General features: G+C 71.0%; 17 protein-coding genes and 1 tRNA gene. 10 read left to right on the top strand and 8 right to left on the bottom strand.

The genetic code is table 11. The annotated features are described in order from the left end of the window. Nucleotides 1-103: 103 nt before the first annotated feature. The 4 genes from BJP65_RS00765 to BJP65_RS00750 all read right to left on the bottom strand — a co-directional run bounded on the left by BJP65_RS00765 (nucleotide 104) and on the right by BJP65_RS00750 (nucleotide 7,208). Nucleotides 104-2,452: a ComEC/Rec2 family competence protein gene (locus tag BJP65_RS00765; RefSeq protein ID WP_070407924.1), complete on the bottom strand. Its 2,349-nt coding sequence runs from the start codon at nucleotides 2,450-2,452 to the stop codon at nucleotides 104-106. Continuing rightward, nucleotides 2,449-3,090 carry a helix-hairpin-helix domain-containing protein gene (locus tag BJP65_RS16410; protein WP_258027509.1) on the bottom strand — a complete coding sequence of 214 codons (642 nt, stop codon included), beginning with the start codon at nucleotides 3,088-3,090 and terminating at the stop codon, nucleotides 2,449-2,451. The genes BJP65_RS00765 and BJP65_RS16410 overlap by 4 nt, the downstream gene beginning before the upstream one ends. Nucleotides 3,091-3,316: 226 nt before the next feature. Continuing rightward, entirely contained in the window at nucleotides 3,317-5,890 is a 2,574-nt protein-coding gene (gene leuS / locus BJP65_RS00755; RefSeq protein ID WP_156784780.1) for a leucine--tRNA ligase, read from the bottom strand. Nucleotides 5,891-5,957: 67 nt separating this feature from the next. Beyond that, on the bottom strand, nucleotides 5,958-7,208 hold the full coding sequence (locus BJP65_RS00750; protein ID WP_070407922.1) for an anthranilate synthase component I family protein: 1,251 nt from the start codon (nucleotides 7,206-7,208) through the stop codon (nucleotides 5,958-5,960). A 41-nt stretch (nucleotides 7,209-7,249) separates the two neighbouring features. Here BJP65_RS00750 and BJP65_RS00745 point away from each other — a divergent pair, with 41 nt between their 5' ends. From BJP65_RS00745 to BJP65_RS00710, 7 genes are all read left to right on the top strand, one after another. Beyond that, on the top strand, nucleotides 7,250-7,930 hold the full coding sequence (locus BJP65_RS00745; RefSeq protein ID WP_070407921.1) for a DedA family protein: 681 nt from the start codon (nucleotides 7,250-7,252) through the stop codon (nucleotides 7,928-7,930). Between the two features lie 5 nt (nucleotides 7,931-7,935). Continuing rightward, a complete protein-coding gene (locus BJP65_RS00740; RefSeq protein ID WP_070407920.1) occupies nucleotides 7,936-8,967 on the top strand; it encodes an App1 family protein in 1,032 nt (343 codons plus the stop codon). Nucleotides 8,968-9,145: 178 nt separating this feature from the next. Then, the gene (locus BJP65_RS00735; RefSeq protein ID WP_055836970.1) at nucleotides 9,146-9,856 is read left to right on the top strand and encodes an SOS response-associated peptidase; all 711 of its coding nucleotides are present in this window, start codon (nucleotides 9,146-9,148) and stop codon (nucleotides 9,854-9,856) included. Further along, nucleotides 9,853-10,761: a 3-methyladenine DNA glycosylase gene (locus tag BJP65_RS00730; protein ID WP_070407919.1), complete on the top strand. Its 909-nt coding sequence runs from the start codon at nucleotides 9,853-9,855 to the stop codon at nucleotides 10,759-10,761. Before BJP65_RS00735 ends, BJP65_RS00730 begins: the two co-directional genes overlap by 4 nt. A 42-nt stretch (nucleotides 10,762-10,803) precedes the next feature. Continuing rightward, nucleotides 10,804-10,876, top strand: a tRNA-Ala gene (locus BJP65_RS00725). Between the two features lie 954 nt (nucleotides 10,877-11,830). After that, nucleotides 11,831-12,217 carry a hypothetical protein gene (locus BJP65_RS00715; protein WP_070407917.1) on the top strand — a complete coding sequence of 129 codons (387 nt, stop codon included), beginning with the start codon at nucleotides 11,831-11,833 and terminating at the stop codon, nucleotides 12,215-12,217. 93 nt (nucleotides 12,218-12,310) lie between these two features. Beyond that, complete coding sequence (locus BJP65_RS00710; RefSeq protein ID WP_070407916.1) at nucleotides 12,311-13,108, top strand: AraC family transcriptional regulator; 798 nt, start codon at nucleotides 12,311-12,313, stop codon at nucleotides 13,106-13,108. Nucleotides 13,109-13,396: 288 nt separating this feature from the next. On the opposite strand, the gene BJP65_RS00705 is transcribed toward BJP65_RS00710, so the two are convergent. Further along, nucleotides 13,397-14,761: an MFS transporter gene (locus BJP65_RS00705; RefSeq protein WP_070407915.1), complete on the bottom strand. Its 1,365-nt coding sequence runs from the start codon at nucleotides 14,759-14,761 to the stop codon at nucleotides 13,397-13,399. Between the two features lie 192 nt (nucleotides 14,762-14,953). Here BJP65_RS00705 and BJP65_RS00700 point away from each other — a divergent pair, with 192 nt between their 5' ends. From BJP65_RS00700 to BJP65_RS00690, 3 genes are read left to right on the top strand one after another with little or no spacing between them, the layout of a single operon-like run. Continuing rightward, entirely contained in the window at nucleotides 14,954-15,610 is a 657-nt protein-coding gene (locus BJP65_RS00700; RefSeq protein ID WP_070407914.1) for a response regulator transcription factor, read from the top strand. Next, nucleotides 15,607-16,995 (top strand): HAMP domain-containing sensor histidine kinase, encoded by a 1,389-nt coding sequence (locus BJP65_RS00695; RefSeq protein WP_070407913.1) that lies wholly within the window; start codon nucleotides 15,607-15,609, stop codon nucleotides 16,993-16,995. Before BJP65_RS00700 ends, BJP65_RS00695 begins: the two co-directional genes overlap by 4 nt. Further along, complete coding sequence (locus BJP65_RS00690; RefSeq protein ID WP_181015956.1) at nucleotides 16,992-17,909, top strand: TAXI family TRAP transporter solute-binding subunit; 918 nt, start codon at nucleotides 16,992-16,994, stop codon at nucleotides 17,907-17,909. The genes BJP65_RS00695 and BJP65_RS00690 overlap by 4 nt, the downstream gene beginning before the upstream one ends. A 100-nt stretch (nucleotides 17,910-18,009) precedes the next feature. On the opposite strand, the gene rsfS is transcribed toward BJP65_RS00690, so the two are convergent. The 3 genes from rsfS to nadD are packed head-to-tail and all read right to left on the bottom strand — an operon-like array spanning nucleotide 18,010 to nucleotide 20,182. Beyond that, nucleotides 18,010-18,390, bottom strand: coding sequence for a ribosome silencing factor (rsfS, locus tag BJP65_RS00685; protein WP_055836953.1), 381 nt, complete (start codon nucleotides 18,388-18,390; stop codon nucleotides 18,010-18,012). Beyond that, complete coding sequence (locus tag BJP65_RS00680) at nucleotides 18,387-19,589, bottom strand: hypothetical protein (protein WP_070407912.1); 1,203 nt, start codon at nucleotides 19,587-19,589, stop codon at nucleotides 18,387-18,389. The genes rsfS and BJP65_RS00680 overlap by 4 nt, the downstream gene beginning before the upstream one ends. Continuing rightward, complete coding sequence (nadD, locus tag BJP65_RS00675) at nucleotides 19,586-20,182, bottom strand: nicotinate-nucleotide adenylyltransferase (protein ID WP_055836947.1); 597 nt, start codon at nucleotides 20,180-20,182, stop codon at nucleotides 19,586-19,588. The genes BJP65_RS00680 and nadD overlap by 4 nt, the downstream gene beginning before the upstream one ends. Nucleotides 20,183-20,192 lie beyond the last annotated feature (10 nt).

Below are 20,192 nucleotides of genomic sequence, written 5' to 3'. Positions count from 1 at the left end.
CCGACGACGACGCGGCAACGGGCGTCGCCCCGCGTGGTTCGTCACGAGGCTCCTTTCCCGGTGCGGCGAGCCACCGACGCCACCTGAACCGGAGCATGCACGGCTATCGAGGCGAAGACGATGTCGGGCTCCGAACGCTGTCGACGGCGGGACCGTTCTCGCGCCAGAGCGACAGGCGGCCCTGCTCGTCCATCCACACGGCGAGAGCCCCGTCTCGATCCGTGCGGCCCACGGTCGTGCCCGTGCTCTCGAGGATCGACAGGAGGGATGCCGTGGGATGGCCGTAGCGGTTGTCGGCACCGACGCCGATCAGTCCGATCGCCGCGTGGAGTCGCCGGTAGAGGTCGGCGTCCTGGTCGGCGCTGCCGTGGTGCGCGACTTTGACGACCTGCACCGGCGTCACGTCGGCGCGTCGGAGCAGGGATTCCTGCGCGTCCTCGCCCAGATCGCCGAGCATCTCCGTGCGGGGGAAGCCGGGGCCGGCGATGTCGAGGGCGACGCTGGCGTCATTGCCCGGCTCCGCTCGCGGCGGCGGGTGCAGAGCCTGCCAACGCGTGGCGCCCAGCGTGCCGGTCATCCCGGCCGTCGTCTGCGTGAGCGAGGCGCCGGTGGCGGCGAAGCGCTCCAGCAGCCGCTGATCGGCGCCCTCGTCGGTCGGGCCGTGGAGCACGAGGTCGGTGCGCCCGAGCACCGCCGCCGCGCCGCCGACGTGGTCGAGGTCGAAGTGGGTCAGCACGACGAGGTCGAGGTGCTCCACCCCGAACTTCTCGAGGCAGCCGGTGAGCGCCGCCGGGTCGGGCCCGGTGTCGACGAGCGCGATGGCCGCTCCGGATCGCCAGAGCGTGGCATCGCCCTGCCCCACGTCGCACATGACCACCTGCCACGGCGCGGGGACGGTGAGCGGTCCCGCGACCGTGCGGACGGCCGATTGACCGAGCATCAGGCCGAGACTGACGGCGGAAGCCGCGGCGGCGAGGGCTGCGGTGCGGGGCAGACGGCGGGGGCGGACGACCGCGACGAACACGGCGGCGCCGACAAGCCCGAGCAGCCCGGCGCCGAGCAGGCTGTCGGGCCACGGAATGTTCTGCGCCGAGATCCCCGCGGTCGTGTGCGCGACAGCGGCGATCCACGAGGCGGGGATCCAGGCCAGGGCGGTGAGCCCGTCTTGCAGCCAGGGGAACGGGGCAATGGCGGCGAGAGCGCCCGCGATGGTGGCGGGGGCGGCCGCCGGATCGGCGAGGAGGTTCGCGACGATGCCCAGGAGCGGCACGTGCGGATCGATCAGCACGATCAGCGGGCCGCAGACGAGCTGCGCCGAGGCCGGCACGGCGATCGCGAGCGCCAGAGCCCGCGGCATCCAGCGCTCGAGGCCGGCGGCGAGGGGCCGCGCGAGGACGAGCAGGGCGGCGGTGGCCGCGGCCGAGAGCGCGAAGCCCACGGACCTCGAGAGCCAGGGGTCGACGATCAGCAGCACCGTCGTCGCCAGCGACAGCACGGCGATCCCGACCGCCGGTCTGCCCAGGGCCAGGGCGAGGAGTGCCACCGATGCCATGGCCGCGGCACGCACGACGCTGGGTTCGGGGGTGACCAACGCGACGAAGCCGGCGAGCACGAGCAGCGCCCCGACGATACGTGCTCCCCGTGGTGCGCGGCAGAGGGCGAGCAGGGCGAAGGCCGCCCCGACCACGATGACGCAGTTGGCGCCCGACACGGCCGTGAGGTGCGAAAGAGACGAGACCGTCATCGCGGTCTCGGTCGCCGCGTCGAGGCTCGAGGTGTCGCCCACCGCGAGGCCCGGCACGAGGCCGGCACCGGGCTGCGGGAGTCCGTCGGTCGATGCGACGAGGCGGCTGCGGAGCCCTTCCAACCACCCCCAGACCCCGCCCGGCGGTGCCGCTCTCGCGACCTCCTCGGCCCGGACGACGAGCACCGCCCGCTCTCCCGGCTCGGCGGGCAGAGCGCGACCGACGACCTCTACCTCGCTGCCCATCGCGGCCTCGGCGAGAGCCCGGCGCCCCTCGGCATCCACTCCGATGCGGGCCGGGATGTCTCCCGAGAGCTGCACGCTCCCGGCGCGGACCTCCGTGGCGACGGCGTCGAACCACGCCCCGCCGTCCGGGGTGCCGTCGATACGTCCGGTCACCGTGAGCTCGAGCACGAGCTGCCGGCCGCCCTCCACCCGCAGGGCGTCGACCTGCTCGCGTACGGCGTCCACGAAAGCCACGCTCGATACGGATGCCGCGGCGCAGGCGACGGCGATGGTGGCGACGGCGAGGACCGCGTGCCGTCTGCCCAGAAAGGCGAGGGCGGCGAGACCGGCCCCCGCGGCGAGGACGAGAGCCAGGACGCGGGCGTCGGGGAGCCCGGTGGCGAGCCCCGCGAAGCCCCAGGTGGTGACGGCCACCGAGATCGGCCGGAGTGCCCGTCGCCGCAGCGCACGCCGCTCGCTCACACCCGCACCAGATCGCGCAGGGCCTCGACCATCTTGTCGCCGAACCCCGGTATCGACGACAGGTCGTCGACGCTGGTGAAGCGGCCGTTCTCGTCGCGCCACGCGATGATGCGGTCGGCCAGAGCGGGGCCGATCCGCGGGAGCGTGTCGAGCTGCTCGCGCGTCGCCGTGTTCAGATCGACGAGGCCGTCGGAGGCTCCCGCGGTCGGAGCGGCTCCCCCGGACGCGACCTCCGCTCCCGCCACCGGGACGACGATCTGCTCGCCGTCCGCGACGGGCCGCGCGAGGTTCACCCCGTCTCGCGCGGCGTCCTCGGCGAAGCCGCCGGCGCGCGCGACCGCATCGGCGACGCGGTCGCCGACCTCGAGCCGGTAGAGCCCGGCCTCACGCACCGCGCCCGCCACGTGCACGTAGACACCGACCTGCGGGACGGCGGCCGAGGGGGGCGACGCCGACACGGCGGGCTCGACAACCTCCGTCCCGGTAGCACCCCGCACCATACCGATCCCGATGGTGACGGCGAACGCCAGCAGCACCAGCACCACGACCGCCCCGATCCCCAGCCGCGCCCGCGCCCGCAGAGGCTCCCCCGCGTGGGGAGGCCGGGCCTCGGCGGGGAGGACGACGTTCTCGGTCACACCGCGACAGTAGGCAGCACCCCCACCCGCCCGTGCCGCGCCGACGGCGATCGGTGAACGCTCGCGCGAAAAGCCTCCCTGGGGAGGAGCGGCGTCTCCTATGCCCTGAGGAACGAGACCGGCGGTCCGAGGTCGCCGCCGGCGGACGAACGGTCGGATCAGAACGACGGATGCCACGCCCCCGCGCTCCGTGGAGCGCCGGGGACGTGGCATCCGGAACGAGAAGCTACTTCGTCGAGAAGCTGACCACCTTCGGCGGACGCACGACCGCGCGCACGATCTCGCGCTCACCGAGCGCGCGGAGCACGCGCTCGTCGCCGCGGGCGAGGGCTTCGAGCTCGTCGCCGCCGATCTTGGCCGACACCTCGAGGGTGGCGCGCACCTTGCCGTCGATCTGCACGACGGCGGTGACGGTGTCTTCGACCAGCAGCGTCGGGTCGGCCTGGCGCCAGGTCGCGAGCCCCACGAAGCCGGTGTAGCCGAGCGTCTGCCACATCTCTTCGGCGGTGTGCGGGGCGAACAGGTCGAGGGTCATCGCGATGACCTCGGCCGCCTCGCGCACGGCGGGGTCGCTCGCGCCGGCCTTTCCGTCGATCGCCTTGCGGGTGGCGTTGACCAGCTCCATCAGGCGGGCGACGACGACGTTGAACTTCGTCTGCTCGACGAGGTTCGGCGCCTCGGCCAGCAGGCGGTGCGTGACGCGGCGGAGCGAGGGGTCGCCCTCGGCCCACACCACGTCGGTCTCGCTGTCGACGTCGTGCGCGATGCGCAGGGCGCGGGCGAGGAACTTCGCCGCCCCCGTGGTCGAGACGTCGTTCCAGTCCTTGTCGTCTTCTACCGGGCCGGCGAAGGCCAGCGCCACGCGCAGGGCGTCGGCACCGTGGGCGTCGAGCTCTTCCTGGAACAGCACCAGGTTGCCCTTGCTCTTCGACATCTTGGTGCCGTCGAGAATGACCATGCCCTGGTTGATGAGGCTCGAGAACGGCTCGGTGAACTCCACCAGGCCCATGTCGAACAGCGCCTTGGTGATGAACCGCGCGTACAGCAGGTGCAGGATGGCGTGCTCGACGCCGCCGATGTAGAAGTCGACGGGGCCCCACTTGTTGGCCTCGCGAGCCGAGAACGCCTCGGTCGAGCTGTCCGGCGACAGGAAGCGCAGGTAGTACCACGAGCTGTCGACGAAGGTGTCCATCGTGTCGGGGTCGCGCAGCAGCGTCTGGCCGGTCTCGGGGTCGGTGACCTCGACCCATTCGGTCGCGGCCCCCAGCGGCGAGGTGCCCTTGGGCTTCAGGTCGAGGCCCTCCACCGACGGCAGGGTGACCGGCAGCTGGTCGGCGGGGACCGGCGTGATCGAGCCGTCTTCGCCGTGCAGCATGGGGATGGGCGTGCCCCAGTAGCGCTGGCGCGAGATGAGCCAGTCGCGCAGGCGGTACGTCTTGGCGGCACGGCCGACGCCCTTCGCCTCGAGCTCCTCGATCATGCGGGCGATCGCGTGGCGCTTGGACAAGCCGTTCAGCGAACCCGAGTTGACCATGCGGCCATCTCCGGTGAGCGCGACGCCGGTCTTCACCGGGTCGGTCTCGTCGAGGTCGCCCAGCGGGTCGATCGGCACGCCGTCATCGTCGAGCTCGATGACGGGGATCGCCCCGGTGACGGGTGCGAGGGTGTCGACGACGACCCGCACGGGCAGGTCGAAGGCGCGGGCGAAGTCGAGGTCGCGCTGGTCGTGCGCGGGCACGGCCATGACGGCACCGTGACCGTAGTCGGCGAGCACGTAGTCGGCGGCCCAGATCGGAAGTTTCTCGCCGTTGACGGGGTTGATCGCGTGATGCCCGAGGAACACGCCGGTCTTCGGCCGGTCGGTGGCCTGGCGCTCGATGTCGGTCGCACGCTGCACCTGGGCGAGGTACGCCTCGAAGCTCTCGCGCACGCCCTGATCCGCGGATGCCGCGAGCTCGGCCGCGAGGTCGGACTCGGGCGCCACGACGAAGAACGTCGCACCGTGCAGCGTGTCGGGGCGGGTCGAGAAGACGGTGATCTTCTCGGCGCGGCCCTCGATCTCGAACTCGATGTCGGCGCCGATCGAGCGTCCGATCCAGTTGCGCTGCATCTGGATGACCTTGCTCGGCCAGAAGCCCTCGAGCTGGTTCAGGTCGTCGAGCAGGCGGTCGGCGTAGTCGGTGATGCGCAGGAACCACTGCGTCAGCTTCTTCTTGACCACGACGGCGCCGCTGCGCTCGCTCGTGCCGTCGGGCAGCACCTGCTCGTTGGCGAGCACGGTCTGATCCACCGGGTCCCAGTTGACGAGGGCGTCCTTGCGGTACGCGAGGCCCTTGTCGTACAGCTTCTGGAACAGCCACTGGTTCCACCGGTAGTACTCGGGGTCGCTGGTGTGCAGCACCCGGCTCCAGTCGAACGAGACGCCGTAGTCCTTCAGGCTCTCCTTTTGCTGCGCGATGTTCGCGTAGGTCCACTCGACCGGGTCGGCGCCGCGCTTGATGGCGGCGTTCTCGGCCGGCAGGCCGAACGAGTCCCACCCGATGGGGTTGAGTACGTTGTAGCCGCGGTGGCGCCAGAAGCGCGCGACGATGTCGGAGTACAGGTAGTTCTCGGCGTGACCCATGTGCAGGTCGCCCGAGGGGTACGGGAACATCGCCAGCACGTACTTGCGGGGGCGCGTGTCATCGTCGCCGCCGGCACGGAAGGGATCTTTGTCGGCCCACGCTCGCTGCCACTTCGCCTGGATGGCGTGGGTGTCGAAGCCACCCTCGCGGGGGTCGGGTGCGGAATTCTGAGACACGGGTGAAGCCAATCGTGAAGGTCGGGGAGGCCGCGGGGGCCAGCGTCCAGGTTATCGGACCCGGACGTCACCACCCGGGCGGTACCTCGGCGCCGAGGGCGGCGAGGGGCGCTCGCGCCTTGATCCCCACCTCCGCGACTTCGGATGCCGCGACAGAACGCCAGGTGATCCCCCCGCCGGCGCCGACCCAGGCGGCATCCGCGTCGACGACGACGCTGCGGATCACCATGGCGAGATCGGCCGCGCCGTCGTCGCCGATCCACCCGAAGGCGCCGGAGTAGACGCCGCGCGGGGCTTCTTCGAGGCCGGCGAGGATCTGCATCGCCGACTGCTTGGGGGCGCCCGTCATGCTGCCGGCCGGAAAGGTCGCCTCGAGCAACGCACCGACGCGCGTGCCGGGGAGCAGGCGCCCCGACACCTCGCTGACGAGCTGGTGCACGTGCGGGTAGCTCTCGACCTCGAGCAGACGGTCGACGCCCACGCTCGACGGCTCGCACACCCGCGACAGGTCGTTGCGCATGAGGTCGACGATCATGACGTTCTCGGCGCGCTCCTTGGCATCCGTCCGCAGGGCGTCGGCCAGGGCGGCGTCGCGCACCGGGTCGGCGGATCGCGGACGCGTGCCCTTGATCGGGTGGGTGTGCACGGCCCCGCCGCGCACCTCGAGGAAGCGCTCGGGCGATGCGCTCGCCAGCGCCGTGTCGCCGGAGCGCACGAAGCCGGCGTGGTGCGAGGTCGAGGCGCGGCGGAGGCGCCGGAACACCGCCACGGGGTCGACGGCTCCGGGCACGGTGAATCGCGTGGTGAGGCACAGCTGATACGCGTCGCCCTCGCGGATGCGCGCGCGGCAGGCCTCGATGAGTTCCGCGTAGCGGGTGGGTGTCACGCGACCGGATGCCGCACCCCGGCGCTCCGCGACGGGCACCGGCGGCGGCACGGGGGCCTCGGCCGCGCGCCGGGCGATCTCGGCGTCGCCGAAGGCCCACACGCGGCGTGCGGCGTGGTCGAACGCGAGGAACGTCTCCACCCGCAGCCAGACCGGGTCACCCTCGTACGTGAGCCAGCCGACCCATCCCCCGCGGAACGCCCCGGCTTCCTCTCCGGGTGATCCGGGTGCGAGGCCGGGTGAAGTGGCATCCTGATCCATCGGCGCCGACGACGGGTCGGGAACGCCCGTTCCCATCCAGCTCCACCCGGTCGACGCGTCGACCCCGGCATCGAGCCAGAACGCGTGATCGGCGTCGGCGAGAAGGTGCAGGAACACCGCCTCGGGGTCGACCCACGCGGGGAGGGCGACCGGGGCGGTGGAGTGCGGCACGCTCCCAGGCTAGGCGTGGCCGACGGCCATAGGGTGACGGGGTGAACGAGATCCTCACGTGGCTGCTCGACGTCGTTCAAAACGTCGACCCCGTGCTGCGCACGATCGTCGCCGGTGTCGCGATGGTGCTCGAGACGAGCGTGCTGGTCGGTCTGATCGTTCCCGGCGACACCATGGTCATCGTGGCGGGCACCGCGATCGCGTCTCCGCTCGAAGGAGTGCTGCTGGGCGCAGCCGTCGTCCTGGGCGCGTTGATCGGCGAGAGCCTCGGCTTCTGGCTGGGCCGGTACTTCGGTCCCCGCATCCGTGCTTCGCGGCTGGGCCAGAAGCTCGGCGAACGCAACTGGGATCGCGCCGACCGGTACCTCCGCCGACGCGGCGGACCGGCGATCTTCCTCTCGCGCTTCCTTCCCGTACTGCACTCGCTCGTGCCGTTGACGGTGGGGATGAGCGGGTACAGCTACCGCCGGTTCCTCGCCTGGACGACCCCCGCGTGCCTGATCTGGGCCGGGCTGTACATCACCGTCGCGGCCACCGCCGCGGGCACCTACCGCGAGCTCGCCGACCAACTGCACTACGCCGGCTACCTCTTCGTCGGCATCCTCGTGGCGTTCCTCGTGCTGGTCTTCGTCGCCAAGAAGCTGATCGAACGCGCGGAACGTCGCCATCTGGCCGAAGAGACGACTTCCCTCGGACCAGCGGACGGCGACGTGAAAGACTGAGCGGAATGTCTCGCTCTTCTCGCGCCAAAGTGCTCTGGTTCGCCCGACTCGAGCGCCGGTTCCACCGCTGGCGCGAGCGTCGGGCGCGCGCCCGCCACCTGCGTCCCGTGGTCACCGGCTTTCCGGGCTACGGAACCGAGGAGTGGGTGCGCGTGCTCGGTCGCGTGCTGATCGCCCCGCCGATCAAGCGCACCTCGACCGGAGAGTCCGCGAGCCTGCGCGGCTGGCGTGCGTTCGCCGCCGTTCCGGTGGGGATGGCGCGCGTCGACATCGTCATCGACGGGGTGACGCACGAGGTCACCGCCGACCGTGGCGGAGTGATCGACGCCAAGCTCCCCGCGACGCTCGCGCCCGGCTGGCAGGAAATCACCATGTCGGTCGAGGGCAGCGAGCCCACCGAGACCCGCGTGTTCATCGTCGGCTCCGACGTGCGCTTCGGCGTCGTGAGCGACATCGACGACACCGTCATGGTCACCGCCCTTCCGCGTCCGCTTCTCGCGGCCTGGAACTCCTTCGTGCTCGACGAACACGCCCGCCAGCCCGTTCCGGGGATGGCGGTCATGCTCGAGCGGCTGACGCGGGAGAACCCCGGTACGCCGGTGATCTACCTGTCGACCGGTGCCTGGAACGTCGCCCCCACTCTGACCCGCTTCATGCGTCGGCACCTGTTCCCGGCGGGCTCGTTCCTGCTCACCGACTGGGGCCCCACGCACGACCGCTGGTTCCGCAGCGGTCGCGACCACAAGGAGCAGAACCTCCGCCGTCTCGCGCGGGAGTTCCCCCAGGTGAAGTGGCTGCTCGTCGGTGACGACGGTCAGCACGACGACGCCATCTACACCGGCTTCGCCATCGAGAATCCGCGGAGCGTCGCCGCCGTCGCCATCCGCCGGCTGCTGCCCGCCGAGGCCGTGCTGGCCGGTGGGCGCACCGTGGTCGACGATCACTCGGCCGCCGAGGTGCCGTGGGTGAGCGAGTCCGACGGCGCGGGCCTGCTCGAGCGACTGCAGGATGCCGGGGTCATCTCGCGAGAGGGCTGAGCGCGGGCGGGGCGACGCTGGTCGTAGCCTCCGCGATGCGGACAACCTCCGTGGCATCCGGGCCGTTGGGGCTGAGGATGCGCGCATCGCTGTCCACACGCACGCACGCGGGGCGAAGGCCGTCGGCTCCGGACGCCGCACACGGCTCGATGTCGGAGGGGGCGCGTACGGTGGAAGCATGTGCGGTCGTTTCGTCGTAGCCAACGTGGCCTCCCAGCTCGTGGGGGTGCTGCGCGTCGACGTCGAGGCCGACGAGCTGCCCCCGCCGTCGTACAACATCGCTCCCACGTCGCGCGTGGGCATCGTGCTCGACTCGATCAAGAGCGAACCCCCGGTCCGGCGCCTCGAGGTCGCGCGCTGGGGGCTCGTGCCCGGGTGGGCGAAAGACGTCAAGATCGGCGCCCGGGCGTTCAACGCCCGCGCCGAAGAGGTCGAAGACAAGCCGATGTTCCGCACCGCGCTCATCAAGCGGCGCGCGGTGATCCCGGCATCCGGGTACTACGAGTGGAAGACCACCGACGAGGGCAAGACCCCCCACTACATCCACCCGTCCGACGGCTCGCCGCTGTTCTTCGCCGGGCTGTACGAGTGGTGGAAAGACCCCTCGCTCGCCGACGACGACCCCGCCCGGTGGGTGCTCAGCTGCACGATCCTCACCCGCGACGCCATCGGCCGCCTGGGATCGATCCACGACCGCATGCCGCTGTTCCTCGACCCCGATTTCGCCGACGCCTGGCTCGACCCGACCACCGAGAACGTCGGCGACGTGCTCGACGCCGCGATCGACGCGGCCCCCGACGTCGCCGAGACGCTCGACGACCACGTCGTGTCGTCCGACGTCGGCAATGTGCGCAACGACTCCCCCGCGCTGATCGACGCCGTCGAGTGAGCACCGTCCTCGACACGACGACGCTCTCGCGCGCCGAGTGGAGCGTCCTCGCCGATGCGCACGCCGCACGCGCCGACGCACTGACCGCCGACCACCGCGCGCGGGCCAGTCGGGCCGAGAAGCACCCGGTCGAGGACTTCCTCTTCACCTACTACTCGTACAAGCCGGCGATCCTGCGGCGCTGGCACCCCGGCATCGACGTCGTACTCGGCGACGCCGACGAGCGCGCCGCCTGGCGCTGGTACCGCAGCGACCGTGACGGCGTGCGAGTGGATGCCGAGAGCTTCCGCACCGAGCGCGGATCCCTGTATCGCGGCATCGTCTCGCTGCTGCGGGCCACCGCCGACCGACCGGCGCAGTTCGGCTGCTTCGGGCTGCACGAGTGGGCCATGGCCTACCGCGCCGACGAGGTGCGGCACGCAGTGCCGCTGCGGCTCGGCCGCGACGGGACCGACGCGGTGGTCGACGCCCACGACCTGCGCTGCACGCACTTCGACGCGTTCCGGTTCTTCACGCCCGACGCGGTGCCGCTGAACCGTACGCCCCTCTCACGCGACGACCAGGCCGAGCGCGAGCAGCCCGGTTGTCTGCACGCAGGCATGGACGTGTACAAGTGGGCCGTGAAGCTCGGTCCTCTCGTTCCCGGCCCCCTGCTGCTCGCGACGTTCGAGCTCGCCCGCGACATCCGCACCCTCGACATGCAGGCCTCGCCCTACGACCTGCGCGACTGGGGCTACCTGCCCGTCCCCATCGAAACGGCCGAGGGCAAGGCCGAATACGTGGCCCGTCAGAGGAGCCTGAGCGAGCGCGGTCAGGCTCTGCGGCGCGCCGTCATCCGCGCGGTCACGGGCACCGACGACACGCCCGGCCGCGCCGATTTCTTACGCCCGCGATCTGTGTTGTAAGCTCATGGAGTTGCCTCGAAGGGGGCGGAAAACAAAATATCCGGGCCTGTGGCGCAGCTGGTAGCGCACCTGCATGGCATGCAGGGGGTCAGGGGTTCGAGTCCCCTCAGGTCCACCCAGAGAGAAAGCCTCCGCTTCGGCGGGGGCTTTCGTCGTTCCGGTCGGTGGCGGATCCCGGTCGCGTCGGCGGGCTCACGGCATCCGTTCCCGGCCCTCCAATCGCGGAGGTGACCTGCCAGCCCCCGGCCCAGAGGGCCTCGTCGTCGAGGGTGAGCACCAGGACGAGCAGGGTCGTCTGGGCGAGCACGTGATCCCCCAGAACATGACGTCGCAAGACGACGACGGGAAGCCACGATCACCGGGCATGGCGGCCTCGGACATGTACGTCGCGCTCACGCCGCACTCGCCACCGGGGGCGAAGCCCTGCATCAGCGGGCGAAGACCAAGGTGACGACGGCTCCGGCGCCCTCGGGATGCGGTACCTCACTCCGGCGCATCTCATCGACGCCTCCCGCGTTTCATCGCACCCCCGCCGAGGCCCGTCTATCGCAGCGAGAAGGCCCGTGCCGCGGCCGCGACGGGTTGCCGTGCAATCCGCCGACCTCGCACATGTCGCCACTCCATCGGCGTCGTAATCCGTCCCCCACGCGTCATCCTCCACGTCGGGTTGCAGGCCGTCGTGGCGAGACATCTCCGCGGCCGAAGCGAGGAGGGCTCCGCACGAATGCGGGAACTGCGCGCTTCGCGGCGTCGGCAGCCGCCCATTCGGCGGGCCGGGGTCGTCCTCGACCCGCCACGTACGGCGATTTGAGCCGTCGCAACCACGCTCATTACCGTGCTGGTACGCCCGAACACGTCCCTTTCACCCCGCGCGATAAGGCAACGCGCAAGACCTCGAGCTAAGGCGGGAGGACCTGAATTGAGATCCGACACGTGCACTTCTTGGTCTGCAAAGTGGACGTACCCTCTCTCCCATCTCCTCCGACGGGTACGACCCCGAAACGAGGCCGTCGTCACCGTACCGAGGCTCGGCGGACTGCTGGTCGTTCCGGAGGAGCGCGTCCATTTCGTGGCCTACGGCACCGTCGCCGGCGCGGAGGAGGGCGAAACGATCACCTTCGTCGTGGTGATCAAGAACGAAACCGATGTCGATCTGTACGACGCAACGGTCATTGCTCGACGACTCACGAATGGGCATATGGACGATCTGACCTACGACACGGATCTCACCGTCACTCAGGGGAGACTGACTTGCTTGGAGGCGGGGACCGGATGTGCGGTTCTCGCTGCGACTTATCGAATCCGTGCTCGCGACCTTTCGAGCGCAGACAGCGTGATCGCGTCGTTCGCCTTCGTCGCACAAGACGGCGAGGGCCGACTCTACCGAGACGAGAACGACGCGATCGTCGTTTCGCCCCGCCGGAGGAACTTCCCCCACCGCGCAGCGTCGGTCTAGCGGTCGCGGGTGTTCGAACGCACACGGACTGAACACGCCAGGTCCGCCCTCCCGGTCGTGGGCGTGCGCCACGACTCCGGGAACGCTGTCCCGGTGGATGCGACCCTGCGGCACACGTTCCTCCTGGTCCAGTCGGGGAGCGTGACGATCGTCGGACGATTCCCCGATGTCCGCGCCGGCACCGGCGATCTCATCGTGATCCGCCCCTCGACCCCCTTCGGGGCCCGTCCTGACCCGCACGCAGAATTCGTCGCTCTCCTGCTGCACGAGCGATTCGTGAGCGAGGTGCTCTACTGGCGATACCCGATCGTCGGCGGGCAACGGGCGCTCGCGCGTGATGTCCGTGCACACTCCCCCGCGGTCCAACGCATCCGCTTTCCCAGCCGCGCGCGCGCGAAGATCGGCTCCCTCATCGAGCAAGTGGCCACCCTTCCGGCAGACACCCCCATCTTCACGAGCATGCGTCTCGCCCTCGGCGTCATCGACGCCGTGCACCCCTACATCCTCGCCACAGATCGGGTGGTCTTGGAGGCGTCGGGCGAGGGGCCCGTCACGGGGCTCATTCCCCGGCGCGAGGTCGAGCGCATGCGCCGTCTCCTGCACGCGCGGTATACGGAGAGGTGGACGATGGACCGCCTCGCCGGGGAGGCGAACATGTCGGTATCCGCCCTCCGGCGGGCTTTCCGCAGCGACCTCGGAGTGACGCCGATGCAGTACCTGCGGCGCCTCCGGATCAGCCGATTCGAACAGCTCGTCACAGACAGCAACATGACCTTCACGGCCGCAGCCCACGCGGTCGGACTCGAGTCGACCGGGCACCTCCGCGAGCACATGAGCCGCATCCACGCGAATCCCGCCAGCGTCGTTCGCTCCCAATCGAGACGGTTGTGACATCACCGTCATACGGGGGCTCGTGGGTCGCCCGGCTTCCACCGCCCGCGCTGCTCGGCCGCTTCGGCCACGGTGAGCTGCCCCGCGACGATCTTTCCAGACCACAACCGCACCCGCACCGTGACCTCTGTCGATACGCGAGCGACACCTCACCTCCGACAAAGAGAGCCCCCGCTCCGGTCGGTGGCGGGTTCCGGCCGCGTCGGCGGGCCCACGGCATCCGTTCCCGGCCCTCCGCCACACGGCGGATGCCCCTCCCGCGCGGGAAGGGGCATCCGGTGAGACGACTCAGCGCGACGAGACCGGTACGCGCGTCTTGGCCTGCTGGGCCTCGCGCATGAGGAGTTCATCGTCGAGCCAGTTCGGGGCCTTGTTGCGCAGGGCGAAGATGTACACCGCGAGCGAGGCCGCGATGATGACCGTGACGTAGACGATGAACACGGGCACCTGCTCGGCGCTCTGCGCCCCGGCGTACAGCAGGGGGGCCGTGCCGCCGAACAGCGAGTTCGCCAGCGCGTAGCCGAGGCCCACGCCGAGCGCCCGCACATGGGTCGGGAACAGCTGGGCCTTCACCAGCGCGTTGATCGAGGTGTATCCGGTGAGGATGATGAAGCCTCCGAGCAGGATCGCGAACGCCGCGAACTCGTTCGTCTGCTGCGGGAGCATCGTGATCAGGAACCACGTGTAGAGCACGCCGCCGACGCCGAAGAACACCAGGAGCGACTTGCGGCCGACCTTGTCGGAGAGCCAGCCGCCGATGGGCTGCATGAGCATGAGTACGGTCAGGGCGACCAGGTTGATGATCGTGCCGGCCACGACGTCGCCGCCCGAGAAGGCGGTCTTGACGATGTTCGGTCCGGTGACCGAGTAGGTGTAGAACGCGACGGTCCCGCCCGCGGTGACGGCGAAGCAGAGCAGCAGCGGACGCCAGTTGTTGACGAGCAGGTCGCGCATCGAGCCCGACTCCTTCGAGCGGCCCGACTTGTTGTCGGTGATGACGCTCTGCTCGAGCGACTCGTCCATCGTGCGGCGCATCCAGAACACCGCCACCGCGGCGACCCCGCCGATGGCGAAGGCAACGCGCCAGCCCCACGCCGAGATGGCCTCGTCGTCGAGGGTGAGGACCATGACGAGCAGGGTCGTCTGGGCGAGCACGTGCCCACCGACGAGCGTGACGTAGTGGAACGACGACAGGAAGCCACGACGACCGGGCATGGCGGCCTCGGACATGTACGTCGCGCTCGTGCCGTACTCGCCGCCGGTGGCGAAGCCCTGCACCAGGCGGGCGAAGACCAGGATGACGACGGCTCCGGCGCCGATCGCCTCGGCCGTGGGGGCGAGGGCGATGACGAGCGAGCAGAACGCCATCAGCGACACCGACACGGTGAGAGACAGCCGGCGTCCGTGGCGGTCGGCGAAGCGGCCGAAGAACCACGATCCGATCGGACGCATGAGGAAAGTGACGGCGAAGATCGCCCACACGTAGAGGGAGGAGTTCTTGTCGTCGGAGTCGAAGAACTGCGACTCGAAGTACACCGCGAACACCGAGTAGACGTAGACGTCGTACCACTCGACAAGGTTGCCGGCCGAGCCCTTCAGCGTGTTCGATATGGAGCGTCGCAGGCTCGTAGGGATCGTCGTCGTCGTTGACATGGGTAATCCGATCGGTCGATGGACGGTTCTCGTCTCGTACGCCGTCGAAGACGGGGCCCGGCGGCGGCGACGAGTCGTATCCCGTTATCGTGGCGGCGCGCGGGGGCCCGTCCCGAGATCCTTACATACGCCTTACATTGACCCCGGCCCGCCGCCGGGGGCGACCCCGGCGCGTGAGCCTACGATGGGGCCATGCACGTACTCGTAGCCGAGGACGACGGCTCGGTCGCCGCGGCGCTCGTCTCGGCGCTCACGCGCGCCGGGCACGCGTGCACCCGTGTCGCGCGGGGCAGCGACGTGTTGCTGCGCCATCGCGACGCCCAGGTCGTGCTGCTCGATCTCGGGCTGGAAGACATGGACGGGCTCGACGTACTGCGCCAGCTGCGCGAGGTGAGCTCGCTCCCCGTCATCGTCGTCACGGCCCGCGGCGACGAGCGCTCCGCCGTGCGAGCACTGTCGCTCGGCGCCGACGACTACCTCGTCAAGCCGGTGCGCCTCCACGAGCTGTTGGCGCGGCTCCTGGCCGTCACCCGTCGCTACAGCCCGCCCGACGAGCCCCTGCGCGTGCGGGTCGGGTCGGTCGAGATCGACATCGACGCCCACCGCGTGCACGCCGCCGACCGCGAGGTCGCGCTGACGCCCAACGAGTTCGGCATCCTGTACGCCCTCGCCCGACGCGCGGGGCAGGCGGTGAGCCGTCGGCAGATCCTCGACGAGGTCTGGGGAGACGCGTACGTGGCATCGTCGCGATCGTTCGACGTGCACCTGGGGCAGGTGCGCCAGAAGCTCCCCGAGGTGACCATCACGACCATCCGCGGCCTGGGCTACCGCCTCGAGGATGCCGCGTGAAGCTGCGGGTGCTGCTCCCCCTGCTCGTCTTCGGTCTCATCGCCGTGATCGCCGTGCTCATCCCCGTGGCGCAGTCGCTCGCCGACTCCCGCACGCAGCAGCTCGCCCTGCAGCGCACCGCGGCGCTCGACCAGGTCGTGCAGCGCGCCCGGACGGCGCTGGTGCAGTCCGACGTCGAGGGACTGCAGTCGTACCTCGAGCGCTTCCACGCGGTCTACGCGGAGTCGGTACTCGTCCTCGACGAGAGCGGGGAACCGGTCGCCTCGGCGGGCGAGCTGCACCGCGATGCCGACGTCGATCAGCTCGTCACCGCGGCTTCGCGGGCCATTCCCCAGCTGTCGCTCCCCCGAGTCACCCCCTGGGGACCCCGCAGCGCCCTCGTCGCGGTGCCCGTGATCGCGGCCGGTGACCTGTCGGCCGGCGTCGTGGTGCTCGCGGTCGACCTGCGGGGCGCGCAAGCCGACGTCTCGCGCGCGTGGGCCGTGATCGCCGCGATCGGGGTGCTGCTGCTCAGCGCCCTCATGGTCGCCTCGCTGCTGTGGACCCGCTGGATCCTGCGCCCGGTGCGCGCGCTCGATTCCGCGGTCGCCGACCTCACCGCCCATCGCGGTCCCGCGCCGCTGCGCCCCTCGGGGCCGCCCGAGCTGCGCCGCCTCAGCCGGGCGTTCGCGACGATGGCCGATGAGGTCGAGAACAGCCTCGAGCAGCAGCGCGGCTTCGTCGCCGATGCCTCGCACCAATTGCGGACGCCCCTCGCCGCCATCCGACTGCGCGTGGACGGCCTCGCCCGCGACGGTGACGCGGCCGACGACCTCTCGGCCGTCGACGACGACCTCGATCGCCTCGAGCACACCGTGGAGCGCATGCTGACCCTCGCCAACGCGGAGCACCGCGCTGCCGCGCGAACCCAGGGTCACGACGACGCCCGAGACGAGGGCGCCACGCGTGAATGCTCGGTGACCGCGGCCGACCTGGTGGAACGGCACCGTGCGCGCCTGCACGCCGCGGGACTGACGCTCAGCATCGACGACTCCCCGGCGGTCGTGGTCCCCTGCGGCCGCGCCGACCTCGACGAGATGCTCGATGTGCTGCTCGACAACGCGGCGAAGTACGCCGGTGCGGGCGCGCGGGTGCGGGTGAGCGTGGAACAGGATGCCGGACGCCTCGAGGTGCGCGTGGAGGACTCGGGCACTCAGCTCGACGACGCGCACCTTCCGCGCCTGGGCACGCGTTTCTGGCGCGCCGGTCTCGACGGCGGCACTACCGGCACCGGCCTCGGGCTCGCCATCGTCGCGCAGCTCATGCGGGCCGCCGGCGGACGGCTGGAGCTGGGGCGCTCGCAGGAGGGCGGACTCGCGGCGCACCTGATCTGGGACAGAACGTGACGGGGGTCTCGCGGCGCAGCTTCCTGTGGGCGGGCGCCGCGGCGGGCACCGTCGTACTGGCGGGGTGCGTGCCCACCGCGCCGACCGTGCTGACGCTGGGCTGCGGCGAACCCGGTGGCAGCTACCTGCAGTTCGGCCAGCTGCTGAGCGACGTCGCCCGAGGGTCCGGGGCGTTCGAGATCACCGCCCTGCAGACCGAGGGCAGCGTCGACAACCTCGCCCTGCTGTCGCAGGGCCGCGTGGAGCTCGCCCTCTCGCTCGCGGATTCGGCGGCGGCGACGAGCGGTGAGGTGGTCGCGATCGGGCGGGTCTACCAGAACTACCTGCAGTGCCTCGTCCGCGCACCCGACGGCCAGCGCTCGCTCGCGGAGCTCGCCGGAACGCGCGTCTCGCTGGGTGCCCCCGGCTCGGGGGCGGCCGCGACCGCGCGCCGCGTGATGGAAGCCGCGGGACTCTCGCCCGCGTCGGCGACAGAGCGGCCGCTTCGCGATGCCGTCGTCGATCTGGAGCGGGGCCGCATCGATGCGCTGTTCTGGTCGGGAGGCGTGCCGACGCCCCAGATCGCGGAGCTCGCCGCCCGCACCCCCATCGCGGTGCTCGACACGACGCCCGTGCTGCCGACGCTCCTGCAGCGCTACCCGGACGCGTACGTGGCCACGACCATCCCCGCCGGCGTGTACGGCGCGGACTCCCCGGTTCCCGCCATCGGCGTCGCCAACCTGCTGCTCGCCCGCCCCGACCTCGACGACACGCTCGTGGAGCGCGTCGTCGACGTGCTCATCGACGACGCGGCGCGCCTCGTGGCGCCCGGGGCCCTCGGCATCCAGTACCTGACTCCGGCGAGCCTCATCGACACCCTGCCGATCGCCCTGCACGCGGCGGCCGAGCGGCGGTATCGCGAACGCTACGGGTGAGTGATCGGGCGGGCACGGCGCGAACAGGCCGGCGCGAACACGGCCCACGCACAGAGAACGCCCCCGGCCGTGAGGGCCGAGGGCGTTGTCGTGGGGGTCGTTACTCGGGCGCGCCCGCGGGCGTCGGCAGCTCGATCGGAACGACGGGGCAGTCCTTCCAGAGGCGCTCCAGGCCGTAGTAGACGCGCTCTTCTTCGTGGAAGACGTGGACCACGAGGTCGCCGAAGTCGAGCAGCACCCAGCGGGACTCCTGACGCCCCTCGCGGCGCAGACGCTTGTGGCCGTGCTCAAGCAGCTTGTCTTCGATCTCGTCGGCGATCGCGGCGACGTTGCGCTCATTGCGACCGGTGACGAGCAGGAAGATGTCGACGAGCGGAAGGGGCTCGGAGACGTCGAGGGCGACGATGTCGTCGCCGCTCTTGGCGTCGGCGGCGAGAGCGGCGATCTGCGCCATCTCCCGTCCGTTGGCGGTGGCGGTCATCGGAAGACTCCTGTCGTGAAGGCGAGCACGAGGGTGACGGCCACCGCCAGCGCCAGCGCGCCGGTCGTGATGATGAGGCCGATGAGGAGCTTGCTCCCCTTCTCGGGCGCCGGGGGGCGAATGATCTCGCCGGGCTGTTTGACGGTGCTGATGGCGGCACTGGCCGCGATCGGGGTGGGAGACGAGGCGGGCGGGAGCTCGCCGTCGAGAAGAACGGCATCGGCGTCGCGACCGTCGGTCGTGCCCGGGGCGTGACCGACGGAGCCGAGGCCCTCGGGTAGCTCGAACGTGCCGGTGATCATGACCTCGCCCGTCGCGGTGACGGGGCCGACCAGCGGCACGCCCGAGGGCGTCTGCGAGAGGATCAGCGCGTTCGGCGTCGACACCGCGCCGCTCGCCGAGGCGTTGCGCGCGATGAGCTGGTCGAACGAGTCGGGCAGGGTGACGTCGGGCTTGGCGCCGTCGAGCAGCTCGGAACCGAGCGCCGGGTTCACGACCGACGCGCCGGGGGCGTCCTCGGCCGCGGCGGGCGTCTCGGCGGTGTCGGGCGCCGACGGGCGGAAGATCGCCGGACCCGTCGGCTCGGCCTGGGGCAGCGGAGCGAACGGGGAGTTCTGACGCGGCAGGGCGGGCTCGAGGTCGGGCGTGATGACCGGCACCGCCGCAGTGCGGATCTTCTCCTGCGCGCGCGCCTGGCGGCGAGTGAGTCCCGGAACGCCGAAGTCGGCGCCATGGTCGCCGAACGGAGGCTCGAAGGCCGAGGGGCGCGCGGCGGCCGGAGTGTCTTCGCGCGCGGTGTCTTCGCGTGCGCTGTCTTCACGTGCGGTTTCGTCGGCACCGGATGCCGCGGGCGCGGGCTCGTCGGTGGACTTCGCCGCGGGGAACAACGCGGTCGGGGCCGCGTCGTCGACCGCCGGGGCCTCGGCAGCAGGTACGTCGGCAGCAGGTACGTCGGCAGCCGCGACGTCGGCAGAGGCATCGTCCACCGGGGCGTCGGACGCGGCGGCATCGTCGACGACCGGTGCACTCGACGCCGTGGTCTCGGCGGGCGCCGCCGTCTCGGCGGTGCTGTCGGTCGCGGGCGCCGAGGACTCGGCATCCGTCTCGGGCGCGATGATCGGCGTCGCGCCGGTGTGGCGGAGCTCGCGCAGCTGACGGCGGGTCAGCGCGGGGGTCTCGGGGTTCTCGGAAGTGCTCATGCATTGCTCCGGTAGAGGTGGTGCTTCGCGATGTACTGCACGACGCCGTCGGGCACGAGGTACCACACGGGGTGTCCTCGGCGCACACGGGCGCGGCAGTCTGTGGACGAGATCGACAGCGCCGGGATCTCCAGCTGGCTCACGTTTTCGGTGGGCAGGCCTTCGGTGGTGAGCACGTGTCCGGGCCGCGAGACGGCCACGAAATGCGCGAGATCCCACAGCTGCTGATGGTTTCGCCACCCCAGGATCTGCGCCACGGCGTCGGCACCGGTGATGAAGAACAGCTCGGCTCCCGGACGCTGCTCCTGCAGATCGCGCAGCGTGTCGATCGTGTAAGTGGGGCCTTCCCGATCGATGTCGACGCGGCTCACCGTGAACTGGGGGTTCGAGGCCGTCGCGATCACCGTCATGAGGTAGCGGTGCTCGCTCTCGGTGACGTCGTCCTTCTGCCACGGGCGACCCGTGGGCACGAAGACGACCTCGTCGAGGTCGAACGACTGCGCCACCTCGCTGGCCGCGACGAGGTGACCATGATGGATGGGATCGAACGTCCCACCCATGACCCCGATCCGAGGGGCGCGCGTCACCGACATACGGTGGGCC

It is taken from the genome of Microbacterium sp. BH-3-3-3 (genome assembly GCF_001792815.1).
Classification (GTDB): Bacteria; Actinomycetota; Actinomycetes; order Actinomycetales; family Microbacteriaceae; genus Microbacterium.
This window is presented reverse-complemented; position numbering and strand designations above follow the sequence as displayed.